13 protein-coding genes are annotated in these 15,771 nt (G+C 71.2%); 3 read left to right on the forward strand and 10 right to left on the reverse strand.

Going from position 1 to position 15,771, the window contains the following annotated elements; all coding sequences use genetic code 11:
- The first annotated feature begins 5 nt into the window (after positions 1–5).
- The 3 genes from pdhA to ACSTA4_RS01225 are packed head-to-tail and all read left to right on the forward strand — an operon-like array spanning position 6 to position 3,539.
- The gene (gene pdhA / locus ACSTA4_RS01215) at positions 6–1,121 is read left to right on the forward strand and encodes a pyruvate dehydrogenase (acetyl-transferring) E1 component subunit alpha (RefSeq protein ID WP_019610798.1); all 1,116 of its coding nucleotides are present in this window, start codon (positions 6–8) and stop codon (positions 1,119–1,121) included.
- A 3-nt stretch (positions 1,122–1,124) separates the two neighbouring features.
- Positions 1,125–2,105, forward strand: a complete 981-nt coding sequence (locus ACSTA4_RS01220; protein ID WP_019610797.1) for an alpha-ketoacid dehydrogenase subunit beta — start codon at positions 1,125–1,127, stop codon at positions 2,103–2,105.
- A 21-nt stretch (positions 2,106–2,126) separates the two neighbouring features.
- A complete protein-coding gene (locus ACSTA4_RS01225) occupies positions 2,127–3,539 on the forward strand; it encodes a dihydrolipoamide acetyltransferase family protein (RefSeq protein WP_444962139.1) in 1,413 nt (470 codons plus the stop codon).
- A 93-nt stretch (positions 3,540–3,632) separates the two neighbouring features.
- On the opposite strand, the gene ACSTA4_RS01230 is transcribed toward ACSTA4_RS01225, so the two are convergent.
- The 10 genes from ACSTA4_RS01230 to ACSTA4_RS01275 all read right to left on the reverse strand — a co-directional run bounded on the left by ACSTA4_RS01230 (position 3,633) and on the right by ACSTA4_RS01275 (position 15,730).
- The gene (locus tag ACSTA4_RS01230) at positions 3,633–4,046 is read right to left on the reverse strand and encodes a hypothetical protein (protein ID WP_308211743.1); all 414 of its coding nucleotides are present in this window, start codon (positions 4,044–4,046) and stop codon (positions 3,633–3,635) included.
- A gap of 154 nt (positions 4,047–4,200) precedes the next feature.
- Positions 4,201–6,858, reverse strand: coding sequence for a TPR repeat region-containing protein (locus ACSTA4_RS01235; protein WP_444962140.1), 2,658 nt, complete (start codon positions 6,856–6,858; stop codon positions 4,201–4,203).
- Positions 6,859–6,920: 62 nt separating this feature from the next.
- Positions 6,921–7,253 carry a hypothetical protein gene (locus tag ACSTA4_RS01240; RefSeq protein WP_274975843.1) on the reverse strand — a complete coding sequence of 111 codons (333 nt, stop codon included), beginning with the start codon at positions 7,251–7,253 and terminating at the stop codon, positions 6,921–6,923.
- 285 nt (positions 7,254–7,538) lie between these two features.
- A complete protein-coding gene (locus ACSTA4_RS01245) occupies positions 7,539–9,449 on the reverse strand; it encodes a serine hydrolase domain-containing protein (protein ID WP_444962141.1) in 1,911 nt (636 codons plus the stop codon).
- Positions 9,450–9,679: 230 nt separating this feature from the next.
- Positions 9,680–10,609 carry an AEC family transporter gene (locus ACSTA4_RS01250; protein WP_444962142.1) on the reverse strand — a complete coding sequence of 310 codons (930 nt, stop codon included), beginning with the start codon at positions 10,607–10,609 and terminating at the stop codon, positions 9,680–9,682.
- 183 nt (positions 10,610–10,792) lie between these two features.
- Positions 10,793–13,207: a serine/threonine protein kinase gene (locus ACSTA4_RS01255; protein WP_444962143.1), complete on the reverse strand. Its 2,415-nt coding sequence runs from the start codon at positions 13,205–13,207 to the stop codon at positions 10,793–10,795.
- Between the two features lie 74 nt (positions 13,208–13,281).
- The gene (locus tag ACSTA4_RS01260; RefSeq protein WP_061079668.1) at positions 13,282–13,626 is read right to left on the reverse strand and encodes a hypothetical protein; all 345 of its coding nucleotides are present in this window, start codon (positions 13,624–13,626) and stop codon (positions 13,282–13,284) included.
- 14 nt (positions 13,627–13,640) lie between these two features.
- A complete protein-coding gene (locus tag ACSTA4_RS01265) occupies positions 13,641–13,931 on the reverse strand; it encodes a WXG100 family type VII secretion target (protein WP_013156413.1) in 291 nt (96 codons plus the stop codon).
- Between the two features lie 40 nt (positions 13,932–13,971).
- Positions 13,972–14,307: a hypothetical protein gene (locus tag ACSTA4_RS01270; protein WP_013156414.1), complete on the reverse strand. Its 336-nt coding sequence runs from the start codon at positions 14,305–14,307 to the stop codon at positions 13,972–13,974.
- A 286-nt stretch (positions 14,308–14,593) separates the two neighbouring features.
- The gene (locus tag ACSTA4_RS01275) at positions 14,594–15,730 is read right to left on the reverse strand and encodes a hypothetical protein (protein ID WP_444962144.1); all 1,137 of its coding nucleotides are present in this window, start codon (positions 15,728–15,730) and stop codon (positions 14,594–14,596) included.
- Between the last annotated feature and the right edge of the window lie 41 nt (positions 15,731–15,771).

Here is a 15,771-nt window from a genome sequence, read left to right on the forward strand (position 1 = left end):
GCAACGTGTCGGACACGACCGTGCACGAGGAACCGGAGCTGATCCAGCTCCTGACACCGGAAGGGGAGTTGACGGGGCACCCCGACTACCCCCTGGACATCAGCGCCGAGGAGATCCGCGCCCTTTACCGCGACCTGGTCCTGGTGCGCAGGTTCGACAGCGAGGCGGTCTCCCTCCAGCGCCAGGGCGAGCTGGGCCTGTGGGCCTCGCTGCTGGGCCAGGAGGCCGCGCAGATCGGCTCCGCGCGCGCACTGGGCGCGAAGGACATGGCGTTCCCCTCCTACCGCGAGCACGGCGTCGCGTGGTGCCGGGGCATCGAGCCCCGCGAGCTGCTCGGCATGTTCCGCGGTGTCACCAACGGGGGCTGGGACCCCCACGAGCACGGCTTCCACCTGTACACGATCGTCATCGGCAGCCAGGCCCTGCACGCCACCGGCTACGCCATGGGCGTCCAGCGCGACGGCGCCGTCGGCGAGGACGGCACCGCCGTCATCTCCTACTTCGGCGACGGGGCCACCAGTCAGGGCGACACCAACGAGGCGTTCAACTTCGCCTCGGTCAACAACGCCCCGGTGGTCTTCTTCTGCCAGAACAACCAGTGGGCGATCTCCGAGCCGCTGGAGCGCCAGGCCCGCGTGCCCATCTACCGGCGCGCCGCCGGGTTCGGCTTCCCCGGCCTGCGCGTGGACGGCAACGACGTCCTGGCCTGCCTGGCCGTGACCCGCGCCGCGCTGTCCAACGCCCGCGAGGGCAACGGCCCCACGCTCGTGGAGGCGTTCACCTACCGGATGGGCGCCCACACCACCAACGACGACCCCACCCGCTACCGCGCGTCGGCCGAGCTCGACGAGTGGAAGGCCAAGGACCCGATCCTGCGGGTCCGCCGCTACCTGGAGCGGGGCGGCCACGCCGACGAGGAGTTCTTCGCGTCCGTGGACGCCGAGGCGGACCGGCTGGGCGAGCAGGTGCGCACCGAGTGCCGGTCCCTGCCCGACCCCGAGCCCCTCGACATCTTCCACGAGGTCTACGCCGAGCCCAACGTCCACATCGACCAGCAGCGGTCCGAATTCGCCGACTACCTGGCCTCCTTCGAGGGCGCGGGCGCGGAAGGGGGCCGCTAGGCCATGGGAACCAACCTCACCATCGGCAAGGCCATCAACGCCGGCCTGCGCGCCGCCATGGAGCACGACCCCAAGGTCCTGGTCATGGGCGAGGACGTCGGCAGGCTCGGCGGCGTCTTCCGGGTCACCGACGGCCTGCACAAGGACTTCGGCGCCGACCGGGTCATCGACACCCCCCTCGCCGAGTCCGGCATCGTCGGCACCGCGATCGGCATGGCCATGCGCGGCTACCGACCCGTGGTGGAGATCCAGTTCGACGGCTTCTTCTTCCCGGCCGCGAACCAGACCTTCACCCAGCTTGCCAAGATGCGGCGCCGCTCGGCGGGCACGCTCAGCATGCCCGTGGTCATGCGCATCCCCTACGGCGGCGGCATCGGCGCGGTCGAGCACCACAGCGAGTCCCCGGAGGCCTACTTCACCCACACCGCCGGGCTGCGCGTGGTGTCGGTCGCCAACCCCGAGGACGCCTACTGGATGATCCAGCAGGCGGTGCGCTCCGACGACCCGGTGATCTTCCTGGAGCCCAAGCGGCGCTACTACGAGAAGGCCGAGGTCGACACCGGGGCGTCCATCGCCGAGGCCGCCCCGATGGGCGCCGCGCGCGTGGTCCGTCCCGGCACGGACGTGACCCTCCTGGCGTACGGGCCCATGGTCAAGACGGCGCTCCAGGCCGCCGAGGCCGACACCGACCACTCCGTCGAGGTCGTCGACCTGCGTTCGCTGTCCCCCGTGGACTACCCGACCCTGTTCGCCTCGGTGAAGAGGACGGGACGCCTGGTCGTCGCCCACGAGGCCCCCCTCTCCGGCGGCCCCGGCGCGGAGATCGCCGCCCGGGTCACCGAGGAGTGCTTCTACCACCTGGAGTCGCCGGTCATCCGCGTGGCCGCGTTCGACACCCCCTACCCGCAGTCCCGGCTGGAAGAGCACTACCTGCCGGACCTGGACCGGGTCCTGGACGGGGTCGACCGGGCGTTCGCGTACTAGGGATCGGGGAAACCGAAGGACATGGCGATTTCCAAGAACGCACCCGCCGTCGGCGGAGTGCAGTCGTTCAAGCTGCCCGACGTCGGGGAGGGCCTGGTCGAGGCCGAACTCCTCACCTGGTACGTCAAGCCGGGTGACGAGATCACGGTCAACCAGATGATCTGCGAGATCGAGACCGCCAAGGCGGTCGTCGAACTCCCCAGCCCGTTCGCGGGGACGGTGCGCGAACTGCTGGCCGAGGAGGGCCAGACCGTGGAGGTCGGCGCGGTGATCATCACCGTGGACGACGGCTCCGGCGGTTCCGCCCCGGAGGCCGCCCCGTCGGCGGACTCCGAGGAGCGGGAGAAGCCGCTGGTCGGCTACGGCGAGAAGGCGGCCTCCACCCAGCGCCGCCCGCGCCGCCGCCCGGGCCCCTCGGCACCGGCGTCGCCGCCCGTGCCGCGCGTCAGCGAGCCCGCGCCCGCCAACACGCCCGCGGTGCGGGAGACGCAGGCGGCCCCTGCCCCCGCCCCGGCCCCGGGATCGGGCCGCCCGCTCGCCAAGCCGCCGGTGCGCAAGCTGGCCAAGGACCTCGGCGTGGACCTGGCGTCGGTCACCCCCACGGGGGAGAACGGCGTCGTCACCCGCGAGGACGTGCGGGCCGCGGTCGGTCGGGCTCCGGTGGGCCCGGAGGCCGCGGAGACGGCGGAGACCGTGGAGGCCGCCCCCGCGGCGGCCGTGGACCGCACCGCGCGCGAGCGGCGCGTGCCCGTCAAGGGTGTGCGCAAGCACACGGCCGCGGCGATGGTCAACAGCGCGTTCACCGCTCCGCACGTCACCGAGTTCCTCCAGGTGGACGTCACCAGGACGATGAAGGCGGTCGCGCGCCTGCGCGAGCGGCCCGACTTCGCCGACGTCCGGGTGTCCCCGCTGCTGCTGGTCGCCAAGGCCCTGCTCATGGCGGTCCGGCGGCACCCGGAGGTCAACGCCTCCTGGGACGAGGAGAACCAGGAGATCGTGGTCAAGAACTACGTGAACCTGGGGGTCGCGGCGGCCACCGAGCGAGGCCTGGTGGTGCCCAACATCAAGGACGCCGACGCCATGACCCTGCCGGAGCTGGCGGCGGGGCTGAAGCGGCTGACCGACACCGCCCGGGCGGGCAAGACCAGCCCGGCGGACATGTCCGGCGGCACCATCACCATCACCAACGTCGGCGTGTTCGGCGTGGACGCGGGCACCCCGATCCTCAACCCGGGCGAGGCGGCCATCCTCGCCTTCGGGCAGATCCGGGACATGCCCTGGGTGCACAAGGGCAAGCTCAAGGTCCGCAAGGTGACGACCCTGTCGCTGTCCTTCGACCACCGCCTGGTCGACGGGGAGCTGGGCTCCAAGGTGCTGCGCGACATCGGCACGGCGCTGGAGGACCCGGAGCTGACCGCCCTGGCCTGGGGGTAGGGGCTTTCGGGACAGCGGGAAGGGGGCCGGTGCGAGATCGTCGCACCGGCCCCCTTCCGTGCGCGGAGCCCGTCCCCGGAGGGCCTGGGAGGGCTACGGGGTGCCGTCCCCGCAGTCGACGTAGTCGGCGATGCTGGCCGTGTACTCCTCGTGGGAGTCGAGGGTCTCCCAGAACTCCTCCATGTAGGCGTCGACGATCTCCTCCCCTCCGATGGGTTCGCCACACCAGGCGACCTCTTCGAAGTTGATGGCGCCGTGCAAGGATCTGTCGATCATCGTGGTGCCGCCGACCTCGTCGTCCTTCCATGCGTCCTTGTCGAACTCGACGAAGTACCTGTCCTCGCCCTCCTTGAGGATGTGGGCTTCGAAGAGGGTGTTCGGACTTTCGGTGATGTCCTCGACGTCTTCCGCCGGTTCGTTCTCGATGAGCATGCGGTCGAGGACATGCAGCATGACCTCCCGTTCGACCCATGAGCGGGAGACGTAGCCGGGCGGTAGCCCCCCCATGTCCGGTTCCTCGGGCTCGGGCGTGGAGCACGCGGTCAGCGCCGCGCACATGGCCAGAGCGGCTACCAGGTATGCAGGTGTACGGCCCTCACGACGATTCAACGTTCCTCCGAGGTGGGTCGGGGTGGGAACGGTGCGGTGGCCCGCGATTTCATTACTCCTCGGATTCACTTTCTGGTTTGTCGAAGCCTTCGACATCACCATTGAAGTATTCTCGTGTCGTGTCGTAGGCATCGGTGTATTCCCGCGTGAAGTCATCCACCCACTTGTCGCTGGGATCGTCTCGCTCGACAAGTTGGCCGAACGGGTCAACGTACTCTCCACGGATGTGTGTCGTGTCCATGATGTTCAGTAGGGCGTCGTCGACGTTATGGCGATCGTCGGCTACGAACTGTGACCAGTCGGTACTCTTGTCGACGCTGACCGTGACACCTTGATCGAAGGTGAAATCGTTGGTGATGTCGGAGGCGCTGAGTACCTGCCCGTCGCGTTCGATGGTCACGACGCCGCTGTCTACTAGAACTCTGAAATCGCCCCGTTGGGTTTCCTGGAAAACTTGAGGGTTGTTCTGTGTCAGGTGGTCGAGAGCTTCCACCTGGAAGTCCCGTTGAATGGTGTCATTGCTGGTGTAGAGGAGAGATCGGGGCGAGACTTCGTACTCGCCGTTGATGACCGCGTTAACGATACTGTCCTGGCCGAGTTCCAGTCCCATGGCCACGGCTGTTCCGATGGTCGGAATCTTCTCGGATAGTCCTGCCGCCTCACCGACCACGAACTCTGCGATCTGTGTCTTGCGCTCGATGGTTTCGTCCAGGTCGGCGCTGCGGTCCTGCGACTCCAGCCACAGGGCCCGTTCCAATAGCCCCTGGAGCTGCCCGGCACCACCCGCGGTGGTCGTTTCGTTTCCGTTTTCCAGAAAAGCGATCGACTCGAGCTGCTGGTAGGTGTGCACGGAGCTGAAGACACGCCCGGCGGTCTCGTCGTTGCCCATGAGGAGTTGCATGTACATGGCCCGCTCGTCGGGCCCCATGTTCACGAAGCTCTTGTCAGCCTCGAACTTCCCGATACCTGAGTTCGGCACGTCACCGCCGTCGAGCACCTCACCGTTGGCGAAGCTGTAGATGTGCGCGTCGAAGACGTCGGCGAGGCTGTCGGCCAGCTCCCCGTTGAACTGGGTGAACGAGGCGTCGGAGTACTCGTTGTCCCCCTCGGTCACGTCCACGCCGGTGTTGACGAGGGCCGTGTGCATGTCCTTGTCGGTGATGGTCTCCATGAACCCGGCGAAACCGTCCCCGGCCCGCTGGCGCACGTCGGGGTCCTCGCTGTGGATGTCCTCGGCCAGCCAGTCGGTGAGCTGGCGCGCGGTGCGCCCGTCGTCGTGCCACTCGTGGGTGAGCGTGCCCTCCAGCGCCCGCGTGCGCAGGTCCTCGTCGCCGTGGTCGACGCCCTCCTCACCGTTGAGGTGGTCGCCGGTGAGCATGTAGTAGTTGGCGTCGGTGTTGCGGCTGGCCACGTCGATGATGTGGGAGACCTGCTCGGAGTCGGGCAGCACCCCGTCGGGGTCGGGGTCGTCGCCCCAGGCGTCGAGGAACGCGCCGGTGGTCAGGTGCAGGTTGGTCGACAGCCCGTAGCCGCCCTGGAGGCCCTCGTCCGTGTGCTCCATGAAGGCGGAGAGCGCCTTCATGTCCATCCCCATGCTCACGGGCGTGCCGGGGAGCTTGTTCTCGGCGTCGGGGTTGATCCAGGAGCCCTCGACGGCGTACCGGAAGCTCTCGGGCAGGTTGTCGTACCCTCCGCCGAGCGCGGGGTCCGAGAGCGCGAGCAGCCCGTTGCCGAGGACGCCGAGGGCGTCCTCGCGCTCCTCGTCGCTCATGTCGGACTCGGCCATGAGCTCGGGGTAGACCATGATGCCCGCCCCGGCCCCGTCCCTGCGGTAGGGCTCCTCCAGCTGGGCGTAGAACTCCTCCAGGAACGCGATCTCCTCGGGACTGAGCTGCGTGCCGTCCTGCTGGTTCTGCCGGGCGCCGGTCCCCACCATCGTGAGCACGAGCATCATCTCGTGGTAGCGGTCGTCCAGCGGCTTGTCACCGGACCAGTAGGCGGCGAGCTCGTCGGCGTACTGCTCGGCGTTCTCGGGCGTGAGCTCGCTGTCGTCGATGAGCGAGGAGTACCGGGAGGGGTCGAGGTTGAGGAACGCCCAGCTGGCGTTGCCCGAGTCCATGAGCTTGCGGACGTTCTCCGGGGTCGGCCCCTGTTCGAGCATCGTCCGGATCTCCTCGGCGCCGTCTTGGAGCTTCTGCCAGTTGGTCTGCTCCCGGCTGATGAGCCCCTCCTGCACGGTGACGAGCTCGTCGTAGAGGGCCCTGCACCGCGCCTCGTCCCCCGCGCCCCAGTCCGTCCACAGGAAGCCGTCGGCCTGCGGGTGGGACGCGGTGATGTGGTCGTCCTGGTACTTGGAGGGGACGGCGTTCTCCTTCGCCGTCCTGCTGCTCTCCCACTCGGTGATCTGGGCGTCGCGCTCGTCGTGGAAGGCCTTGACGACGTCCCCCCACCTCTCGGCGGCCGACGCGGCGTAGGTGACGGAGACGGCGGCGTCCCGCCAGTTCTGGAGGTCCTCCTCCGACAGGCTGCGGACGTCCCAGGCGATGACGTCGGTGAACTCGCCCGCGGCGGAGTCGAAGCTCCCGTTGAGGTCGTCGGCCCGGCCGAGGACGCGCGCGTTGAGGATCTCCAGGTCCGCCGCGCAGTCGTAGACGGGCTTGGAGTCGTAGTAGAAGTCGCGGGGGACGAAGATGACGGAGAAGGTTGCCACGGTCTTCCTCGGAGGGCTGCGGGCGGGGCGAAGGGGGGAGGGGCGGGTCGGCGGGGGAGCCGTCAGCCCTGGAAGTTGATGTCGCGGTGGGACTCCCATGGGTGGTCGAAGTCCTCCGAGCTGTCCAGGTCGTTCTGCGCGATCTCCGCCGCGCCCGCCTGGACGTTGTCGGCCAGCGTCAGCCCGAGCGCCTGGACGTCGATGAGGGCCTGGGCGGTGTTCTCCTTGAACGTGCTGAACCCGGCCCTGACGTCGTCGTGGCCCGAGGCGCTCTCGGCGTCCTCCATGAGGAGGTCGAACGCGTCGGCGAGTCCGGCCATGGCGGCCGCGAGCGTTTCGGCGTACTCACCGCCCCGCATCCCCTCGATCGGGTTGCCGCCCGCTTCGTTGGTCATGTGGGGGTCTCCTCTCCTCGAACGCGGAACCCGCGGGGAGGGGCACGACGCCCTCCACGCACGGAAGGCCCGCTCGCGGCCGTGGAGGCCACTGGAGCGGGTCCGGATGACGGGTGGGACGCGCGGCCGGGGGCAGGAGTTCCGCCGTTCCCCTGAACTGTGGGGATGCTACCCGGAGAGACGCCGCGTGTGTACCTTTCGCCTCGGTTCGTTAGCTCCTGTTCAGCTGGAGCCGGGGCCGGAGGCGGGTCCGGAGCCAGGACGGGGCTCCGGACCCGGGCCCGCTCAGGACACCAGCCACACGAAGCCGTACTGGGCCCCCGTCAGGATGACGGCCGTCGCGGCCAGGACGACCAGCGAGAGGTGGATCCGCCCGGCCGGGCGCAGCCACCCCCTGACCCAGGCGGTCACGGCCACGGCCGCGGTGGCCAGGGTGAGCGGGACGGCGACGGCGAGCGGCAGCGTGAGCGCGGGGGACTCGCTGAAGATCCACTGCTGCAGCGTGTGGCTGTCGAACAGTCCGTACACGACGAGCCCGACGGCGACGAAGCAGCTCAGCGCGGTCAGCGAGGCCAGCACGCGGGCCAGGACGGTGAACCGGTCCGGTGCTCGGCGGAACTGCACGAACGCGGTGAACAGGACGAGCAGCCCGGCGGCGGCGACCACGCCGTGCGTGATCGGGCTGGTCAGCGGGGTGGTCCGCTCGTAGACCTGGGTGGCGTTGGTGTCCGTGGCCAGGGCGACGACCTCGCCGTCCTCCTCCAGGAAGGTCAGCCGGTCCGCGCCGTTCTCCGCGGACATCCGTCCCCCGCCGAGGGGCAGCCAGCGGTCGTCCGCCGCCATCGAACCGCTGACGGAGAGGGTCCCGTCCCCGGCGTCGCGCACGGTCATGTTGTCGAAGAGGGAGACGATCTGGCCGGGCCCGCTGGCGGCGCGGCGGCTGCTGACGTAGGTGCCCGTGTAGGCGCCGAGGTCGGCGCCGGTGTCGGCCTCCCCGGTCGGCGCGGCCTGCGGGTCGAACGTGTCCCAGAACTCCTGGGCCACCGTCATCCGCAGGTCCTCCAGGGGGTTCCCCGGAACGGAGTCGTCGCCGTTGACCGCGACGAACATCCCGGCGTCGATCCCGGGGATCAGGGTGTAGGCGGTGTGCATGCCGTCCAGGTCGCCGGCGTGGCCGATGACCGGGGAGTCCCCTCCCCGCCACTGGTAGGTGCCGTAGCCCACGGCGGGGGCCTCCGGGTGGGACTCGTGCTGGCTCGCCAGCATCTGCTCGGCCACCCCGGCGGGCAGCACGCGCTCGCCGCCGATCTCGCCGTCGCCCAGCAGGGCCAGCATGAACCGGGCCATGTCGTCGGTGGAGGCGAGGGAGGCGCCAGCGGGAGCCTGGGAGACGTGCAGGTCCCCGGCCGTGCTGCCGTCGGGCAGGTGGAACGTCGGGACCTCGTAGACCTCGCGGGCGTCGTAGATCTGGAGGAACGCGCTCCTGTCCATGCCCAGCGGCTCGAACAGGTTCTGGGCGACGTACTCCTCGAACGGCTGGCCGCTCACCTCCTGGACGACGTACCCGGCCAGGCCGTTCCCGTGGTTGGAGTAGGCGGTGAACCGGCCGGGCTCGTAGAGCTCCTCGGGCTTGAGGGTGCTGTACACCTCCTGGAGGCTCATGTGCCGTTCAGTGTCCCCGGCCGAGGGGAAGTCGAGCACGTCCGCGAACCCGGCGGTGTGGGTGAGCAGGTGGTGCATCGTGACGCCGTCCATGGGCAGCCGGGCTGCCTCGGGCAGGTAGGCGTTGACGTCCTCGTGCAGGTCGATCTCCCCCTCCTCGGCCAGGAGGAGGGCGGCGGCCGCGGTGAAGGACTTGGACACCGAGCCGGTGGGAAGCGTGTGGACCGTGTGGTCCATGGGGGTCTGGGTGGCGAGGTCGGCGTACCCGTGGGAGGCGGAGGCGACCTGCTCGCCCCCGGCCACGACGGTCACGGCCACGCCGGGCGCCCCGTGCTCCTCCAGCAGTTCGGCGACGCGGGTGTCCACGAACTCCCGCGCGGTCTCGGGGTTGAGCGGCACGGCCTCGGCCGGGGCGGTCGACGGGGCGGTGGGGGCGCCGGGCGCGGCGGCGGCCGAGGCCGCCCCGGGCGCCAGGAAGGCGGCGATCATCAGGGGTGCGGCCAGCATCGGCAGGACGCGTGGAACTCGTGGCATCAGGGGCTCCCGGGGTGTTTTCGCTACCCCTCGAACCTAGGATTCGGCGCTGTTCGGAGCACTGGTGCGGACGGGCGTTCCGGTACTACAGCCAGCTGCACCACCGGGGGTCCCGGGCACGGAGCGGAGGGGGAGCGGGCGGGTGCGGCCGGGGAGGACCTACCAGCTGGTCGCGGTGTTCGCCGCGCTGCCCGGCGGTCTCGGGAGCCCGGCGCGGACTCCGCCCCGGCTCACCCCAGCAGGAAGGTGACGGTGAGCAGCGCGGGGATGGTGAGGAAGGTGGTCACGAGCACCACCTCGCGGACCATCACCTCGCCGGTGCGGTACTGGGTGGCGTAGTTGAAGACGTTCTGGGCCGTGGGCAGGGCCGCCAGCACGACCACGGAGAACAGGCTGGAGGCGTCCAGGTCGAAGACCAGGGCGCCCAGGGCCCACGCCACCAGCGGCTGGACCGCGGACTTGAGCGCCACGGCGAACAGCATCGGCACCCGTTCCGGACCCCGGCCGGGGAACGGGCTGCCGTGCAGGGAGATCCCGAAGGCCAGCAGCATGGCGGGGACGGCCATGCCGCCGATCAGGTGGAAGGGCTCCATCAGGGGTTCGGGCGGAACCCAGCCCGAGGCGGAGACGGCCACGCCCGCCAGGGACGCGATCACCACGGGGTTGCGGACCGGCGTGCCCAGCGCCCGCCGGAAGACGGGGCCCACCCCCCGCACGTCGCCGTCGGCCAGGTCCAGGAGGGTGAGGCCGACCGGGGCCAGGATCAGGAGCTGCGTGAGCAGGATGGGCGCGACCAGGGACGCGTCGCCGAGCACGTAGACGGAGATGGGGATGCCCAGGTTGCCCGCGTTGACGTACGAGGACGCGAGCGCGCCGACCGTGGTCGGGCCCACGCCTTGGCGCCGGACGAGCCCGAACACGACGAAGGCCAACGCCACGACGGCCACGCTGATGACGCTGACCACGACGGGCCCGGACACCAGGACGGAGAGGTCGACGTCGGCCAGGATCGTGAACAGCAGCGCGGGGCTGGCCACGTAGAAGGCGAGTTTGCTGAGCACCTCCCTGGCCCCGGGTCCGAGGAGGGGGAGGCGCCCGAGCATGTAGCCGATGACGACGACACTGGTGATGACACCGAAACCGATCAAGACCCCGGACAAGAGGCGCTCCCACTGCACACGCGCGACACAACCCGAAGACGCTATCCGAGGACGGGTTCCGGCGATACGTCGCAGATCACACCGGTGCGGGTGGATCCGGCGGACCAGGACGCCGCTCGGGGTGCGCGGCGGGGGTCCGGGACGCGGCCGCTCCCGGGCCGGTCCGGGTTCCGGCGCGGCGCATCATTCCGCGGGCTCCTCCGGATCGGGGGACGGCGAGGGCTCCTCCTCGGCGGCCTCTTCCTCCTCCGCCTCCCGGGCGGCCTCCTCCTCCGCGGCCTCCTCCTCGGCAAGGCGCTCGGCCTCGGCGCGGTCGGCGGCGCGGGTCGTGCAGACCTCCTCGGCGGCGGACGCGGAGCCGTCCACGGCGATCACCGTGAAGCAGTACTCCATGCCCGTGTAGCCGGTGGTGACCTGCGCGGTCACCACTCCGGGGCCGGTCCGGGCCAGGGTGGCGGCCTCGTGGCCGAAGGGGCCGCCCAGCACGAAGAAGGAGGCGGTGCCGCCGCTGTTGTCGGTCCAGCTGAGTTCGACGGCGTTGAGGCTGTCCGCCAGGAGGACGCCGGTCGGCGCGGAGACCTCGGGCGGCGCCGAGGGGTCGACGACCGGTTCGGCGGCCTCCTCGTCGGCCGCTGGTTCCGGTTCGGCCTCCTGTTCGGCGGCCGCGACCACCGGGGCCGGTGACTCCAGCGCGGCGAACACCCCGGAGACGCTGGTGACCATGAGGATGCCGCACACGGTCACGGCGATGTGGAGGTGGCGGCGCCACCGCGGCTGGTGCTCTTCGGTCTCGGCCACGGGACCCCAGGAGGGGGTGTCGTCCTCCGCGCGCTCGGACTCGTCCACGGGCAGGGCGGAGGATTCGGCGGTGCCCGTCCAGCCCTCCAGGCGCGACCAGGCACGCAGCGCGGAGATCTCCTCGCCGCGCAGCTTGGCCATCATGATCTCGGCGGTGCCGCCCGCGTCGACGGCCGGGAGCCTGCTCCCCTCCAGCCCGGTGGGCCGGGGCCTGAGTTCCCGTGACCGCGGCGGCTGTGGCCGTTGAGGCTGTTGCGGCCCGGTCGCCGGGTGCTGGGCCGCCTCCCCGGGGAACGGCGGCGCGTGCGGCGGGACGTGCGGGGCGGCGGGCGCGTGCGAGGCCTGGGGGCCCGAGGGCCGGAACCACGCCGTGGCGGGCGGGTTCTGCGGACCCGACGGCGGGAGGGCCGTGCCAGGTGGGGTGTCGGTGCCGGGCGGGGTCTGCGGTCCGGGAGGCACCGGAGGAGGGGCCTGCGGGCCCGTCCAGGGGCTGTAGGCGTCCTGCTGGGGACCGGCGGCGTACGGCGGAGGCGGAAGCTGGGGCCCGCTCATCGGGGTCTGGGGGCCCGACACGGGAGCCTGCGGATCGGGTGTGTGGGGGCGCTGCTCCCACAGGGCGGCCTCGTGGCCCGGCACCGGATGCTGCGGGCCAGACGCCGCCGGGTCCGGCGCGTACGACGGGCTCTGGGCACCGGGCATGGGAATCTGCGGCGGCGCCATCGGGTACTGGGGTCCGGAGTGCGGAGCCCGCGTGTCCGCGGCCGGGGGGTGGAAGTCCTCCATGGGCGCCTGGGCACCGGACATGGGGGCCTGTGCCCCTGACATGGGGGCCTGTGCCCCTGACATGGGTGCCTGCGGCCCGCTCATCGGAGCCTGGGCGCCCGACACGGGAGCCTGGGGCCCGCTCATCGGGGTCTGCGGCCCCGACATCGGCGCCTGCGCACCGCTCAGGGACTCCTGGCCGCCGGTCGCGCCCAGCGTCGCGGAGGGCCGGGACATGCGCGCCTGCTCGAAGGCCGAGGCGAACGCCGCCGGGGTCGCGAAGCGCTCCTCGGGCAGCTTGGCCAGCGCCCGGGTGAGCACACCCCGCAGCTTGCGGGAGATGTCGGAGCGGGGAACCGGCTTGGGGTCCTGCGTCAGGACGCGCTCGGCGTAGTCGCGGGGGTCGAACGGCGTTCCGTCCGTCGACGAGAACGGCGTGTACCCCACCAGCATCGTCCAGACGGTGGACGCCAGCTGGTAGACGTCGGAGGCGGGCGTGCGCGGCTCGCCCCGCAGCGCCTCGGGCGCCGCGTGCAGGAACGACTCCGTCGCCGGGTCGGGCGGGGGCAGGGCCTCCCCGGACCGGTGGACGGAACCGAAACCGGTCAGCACCGGCGTCCGGCCCGCACGCAGGATGTTGCCGGGGCACACGTCCCCGTGCAGCAGCCCGTGCCCGTGCATCGAACCCAGCGCAGCCGCCACGCTCCGCGAGACGGCCGCCGCCTCCTGGATCGGAGCGGGTCCCCTCCGGGCGAGCATGTCGCCGAAGGAGCCGTCCGCGTAGAACGGCAGCACCACGAACAGGTCACCGTCGGCGGTGGTCCCCGCGTCCAGCAGGGGGACCACACCGGGAACCCCGCTGAGCTCGCGCAGCTGGTTCAGCTCGGCGCGCCCCAGGTGCTCGGGCAGGACCTTGAGCACGACGTCGGCACCGCTCGTGGAGCGCGTGGCCCGCACGATCCGGGCGCGGCGCCCCTGGCGGAGCAGGGCCGGGTTGCCGTAACCGGGCGCCCAGGCGGCGTGCTCGGAGCCGGACATGGGAGAGCGACCCCCTGGTGGTGTTCGTGGTGTGGAGGATCCCCGTCAGACGACGGGGAGGACGGCACCGGGTGCTACGGAGACGAGGGCGCCTCGGTGGCCGGGCTCTGGAACATCTGCTGGCGGGCGCCCCAACCGCGCTCCTCGTTGACCTCCTGCTGCCTGCCGAAGGCCCCGATGAGGGCGATGACACCGCAGATCAGCGCGACGAGGATGAGCCCGCCGATCACCGCGGGCCACACCTGCTGCCGCCGCCGCCAGTACCGGCTCGAACCGTACATGAGGGCCGACCGCAGCTGCCGGTGCCGCAGGGCGTCCGCCTGGAGGACGTACTTCTCCTCGTTGGGCGTGTAGTGGAACGCCTCGGGGAGCTGCGGATCCGGGTCCGCCGGGGCGGACGCGGGGGATGGGGACGACATCGCCGCTCAGCCTACTAGAACAGTCCGTCGAGGTAGCGGGTCAGCCTGCCGTAGTTGTCCGCGGTGTTGCTGGTCGCGGCGATCACCTTGGCGAAGGCGGCGTTGACCTCGGAGAACTGGGTGTCGAACTCCGTGGCCTTGGCCTGGAACTGGGCGCTGCCCGAGCCCTCCCACTGGCTGACGGTGCTCTCGGACTGCTCGTTGATCTGGCTCATGATGGCGGAGAAGCGGCCGAGGTGGGCCTGCTGGTCCTCGGCCAGGCCCTGGAGGCCCGCGACGTCGCCGTACACGTCGAACTGACTCATGGGAAACCTTTCTGGGGAGAGCGTGGGGGAGGGGGACGACTCAGGCGTTGACCGGGCGGGAGAGGCCGCCGAGGTCGCTTCCGGCCTGGGAGTAGTCGGAGCTGGAGTCGGAGTCGGTGATGTTGAACTGCCCCTGGCCCTCGTTCAGCTTGATGCCGTTCTGGCTGCACCAGGACATCAGCTCGTCGAAGCGCTCGGTGAGCTGCTCGCGGGCCTCGCGGAAACGGGCGAGGGCCTCGCCCTGGAGGGCGTCGGCGTCGTTGCTCATGTCCTGGATGAGCTGGTTCATCTGGGTGCGGATGCCCTCGGACTCCTGTCCGAGCTGCTCACCGCCGACCGCGAGGCTGTTGACGTTTTCAAGACCGGCGTGGGACATCTGTGCCTTTCCCGGGAGTTGGGGGTGGAAGGGGCCGCCTCTTCGTTCCGTCTCGGGCCGCGTTCGCATGGGAATTCGTGTGGCCACGATAAAGAGGGGAGATTACGGACGATAGTAAGGATCGCACCTTTCGGTCAACGGAGGTGCGCTTCTTGTGACATCGGTCGTCGGGCGGCGATCGGCCTGATCGCAGGCAGTGCCCCGCAATCGCAGGCAGTGCCACCCCGCATGCGGCGGCTGACCGCTTCCGGCCACGGGCCCGGCCCGGACCGGGGCCCGGCCGCCCTCACCCGCCGCCGCCCGCGCCGGGGCTCGCGCTCGGGTCCGCACCCGGGTCCGCGGTCACGGGTTCCGTCACCCAGCGCACCGCGAGCGGCCAGCCGTCCATGGACGAGTCGTGGAAGCGGGGGAAGAGCTCCGCGGCCTCTCCCGGCTCGCCCTCGGCCAGGTCCACCCGGTGCCAGGACCCGCTGGTCTGGAGCAGGACCGCGTCTCGCTCGGGCGAGGGCGCGTACTGCACCACCGGCCCGTCGCCCTCCTCCAGCAGACGTGCGGCCATGTGCCCCTGCTCCTCCATGGTCACCAGGTACGCGCCCGCCGGGGGCTCCCCGCCGCCAGCGGGGGCGTCGGGGCGCAGCAGCGCGGTGCCCCCGCCCCAGACCAGGGAGTTGTCGAAGGTCTGCCACTGGCCTCCGTCGACGTTGAGGGTCGCGTTGACGACGCTGTCCGCCGTCTCCCGCACCACGAGGGTGCCGCCGTCCACGGCGTTGCTCTGCCGGGTCTGCACGCTGTTGCGGATGTGCAGCGACCCGTCCGGGGTCAGCGCCCAGTCGCTGGGCCGCTGGTTCTCGCCGATCAGGAGGCTGCCCTCCTGGTTGGGGGTGCCCGTCGGGGCCTCCAGGGGCACCGACAGCACCTGCGGGGGCACGCCGTCCTGCGGGGTGTCGGAGACGAACCACAGCCGGTCGCCGTTGATCACCGGACGGGACAGGACCTCCCCCTCCGAGGCGGGCACGGACTCGACCTGCTGGTAGGAGACCTCCTCTGCGCCGGACTCCCGCGGATCGGTCAGCGCCGCCACCTGCACGGCGTTGGGCTCCTCGGAGACGTAGGCGAAGTACGTCCAGTCGGCGGAGAACTGCGCGTGCACGGCCAGGTCCCGGGCCATCGGGTCGACCGCGCCGTCGGGCAGCGCGATCCGCTGGAGCGGCTGCCCGGTCGCGGGGTCGTGGAAGACCAGGACCTGGTCGGTCTCCGGGTCGCCGCCCTCGAAGCCCCGGTGCAGCAGGGCCAGGCCGGACAGCCCCTCCTCGGCCAGCTCCTCCCCGGTCCCGGGTTCGCCGCCGGAGTCGCCGGACGTGCCGGTGCACGCGGTCAGGGCGAGCAGGCACACTGCCGAGGTCAGGGCGAGGGGGCGCCGCATGGAGCTGCCTTTCGGGGGGACGGGGTCGGTCGGGAGGCCGC

Source organism: Nocardiopsis sp. M1B1 (genome assembly GCF_052466615.1).

Excerpts from the sequence above, each read along its gene's own strand:
- ACSTA4_RS01240 (WP_274975843.1), bottom strand. The coding sequence starts at position 7,253 with ATGACCAACGAAGCGGGCGGCAACCCGATCGAGGGGATGCGGGGCGGT.
- ACSTA4_RS01270 (WP_013156414.1), bottom strand. The coding sequence starts at position 14,307 with ATGTCCCACGCCGGTCTTGAAAACGTCAACAGCCTCGCGGTCGGCGGT.
- ACSTA4_RS01220 (WP_019610797.1), top strand. The coding sequence starts at position 1,125 with ATGGGAACCAACCTCACCATCGGCAAGGCCATCAACGCCGGCCTGCGC.
- ACSTA4_RS01255 (WP_444962143.1), bottom strand. The coding sequence starts at position 13,207 with ATGTCCGGCTCCGAGCACGCCGCCTGGGCGCCCGGTTACGGCAACCCG.
- ACSTA4_RS01245 (WP_444962141.1), bottom strand. The coding sequence starts at position 9,449 with ATGCCACGAGTTCCACGCGTCCTGCCGATGCTGGCCGCACCCCTGATG.
- ACSTA4_RS01225 (WP_444962139.1), top strand. The coding sequence starts at position 2,127 with ATGGCGATTTCCAAGAACGCACCCGCCGTCGGCGGAGTGCAGTCGTTC.
- ACSTA4_RS01230 (WP_308211743.1), bottom strand. The coding sequence starts at position 4,046 with ATGGGGGGGCTACCGCCCGGCTACGTCTCCCGCTCATGGGTCGAACGG.
- ACSTA4_RS01275 (WP_444962144.1), bottom strand. The coding sequence starts at position 15,730 with ATGCGGCGCCCCCTCGCCCTGACCTCGGCAGTGTGCCTGCTCGCCCTG.
- ACSTA4_RS01265 (WP_013156413.1), bottom strand. The coding sequence starts at position 13,931 with ATGAGTCAGTTCGACGTGTACGGCGACGTCGCGGGCCTCCAGGGCCTG.
- ACSTA4_RS01260 (WP_061079668.1), bottom strand. The coding sequence starts at position 13,626 with ATGTCGTCCCCATCCCCCGCGTCCGCCCCGGCGGACCCGGATCCGCAG.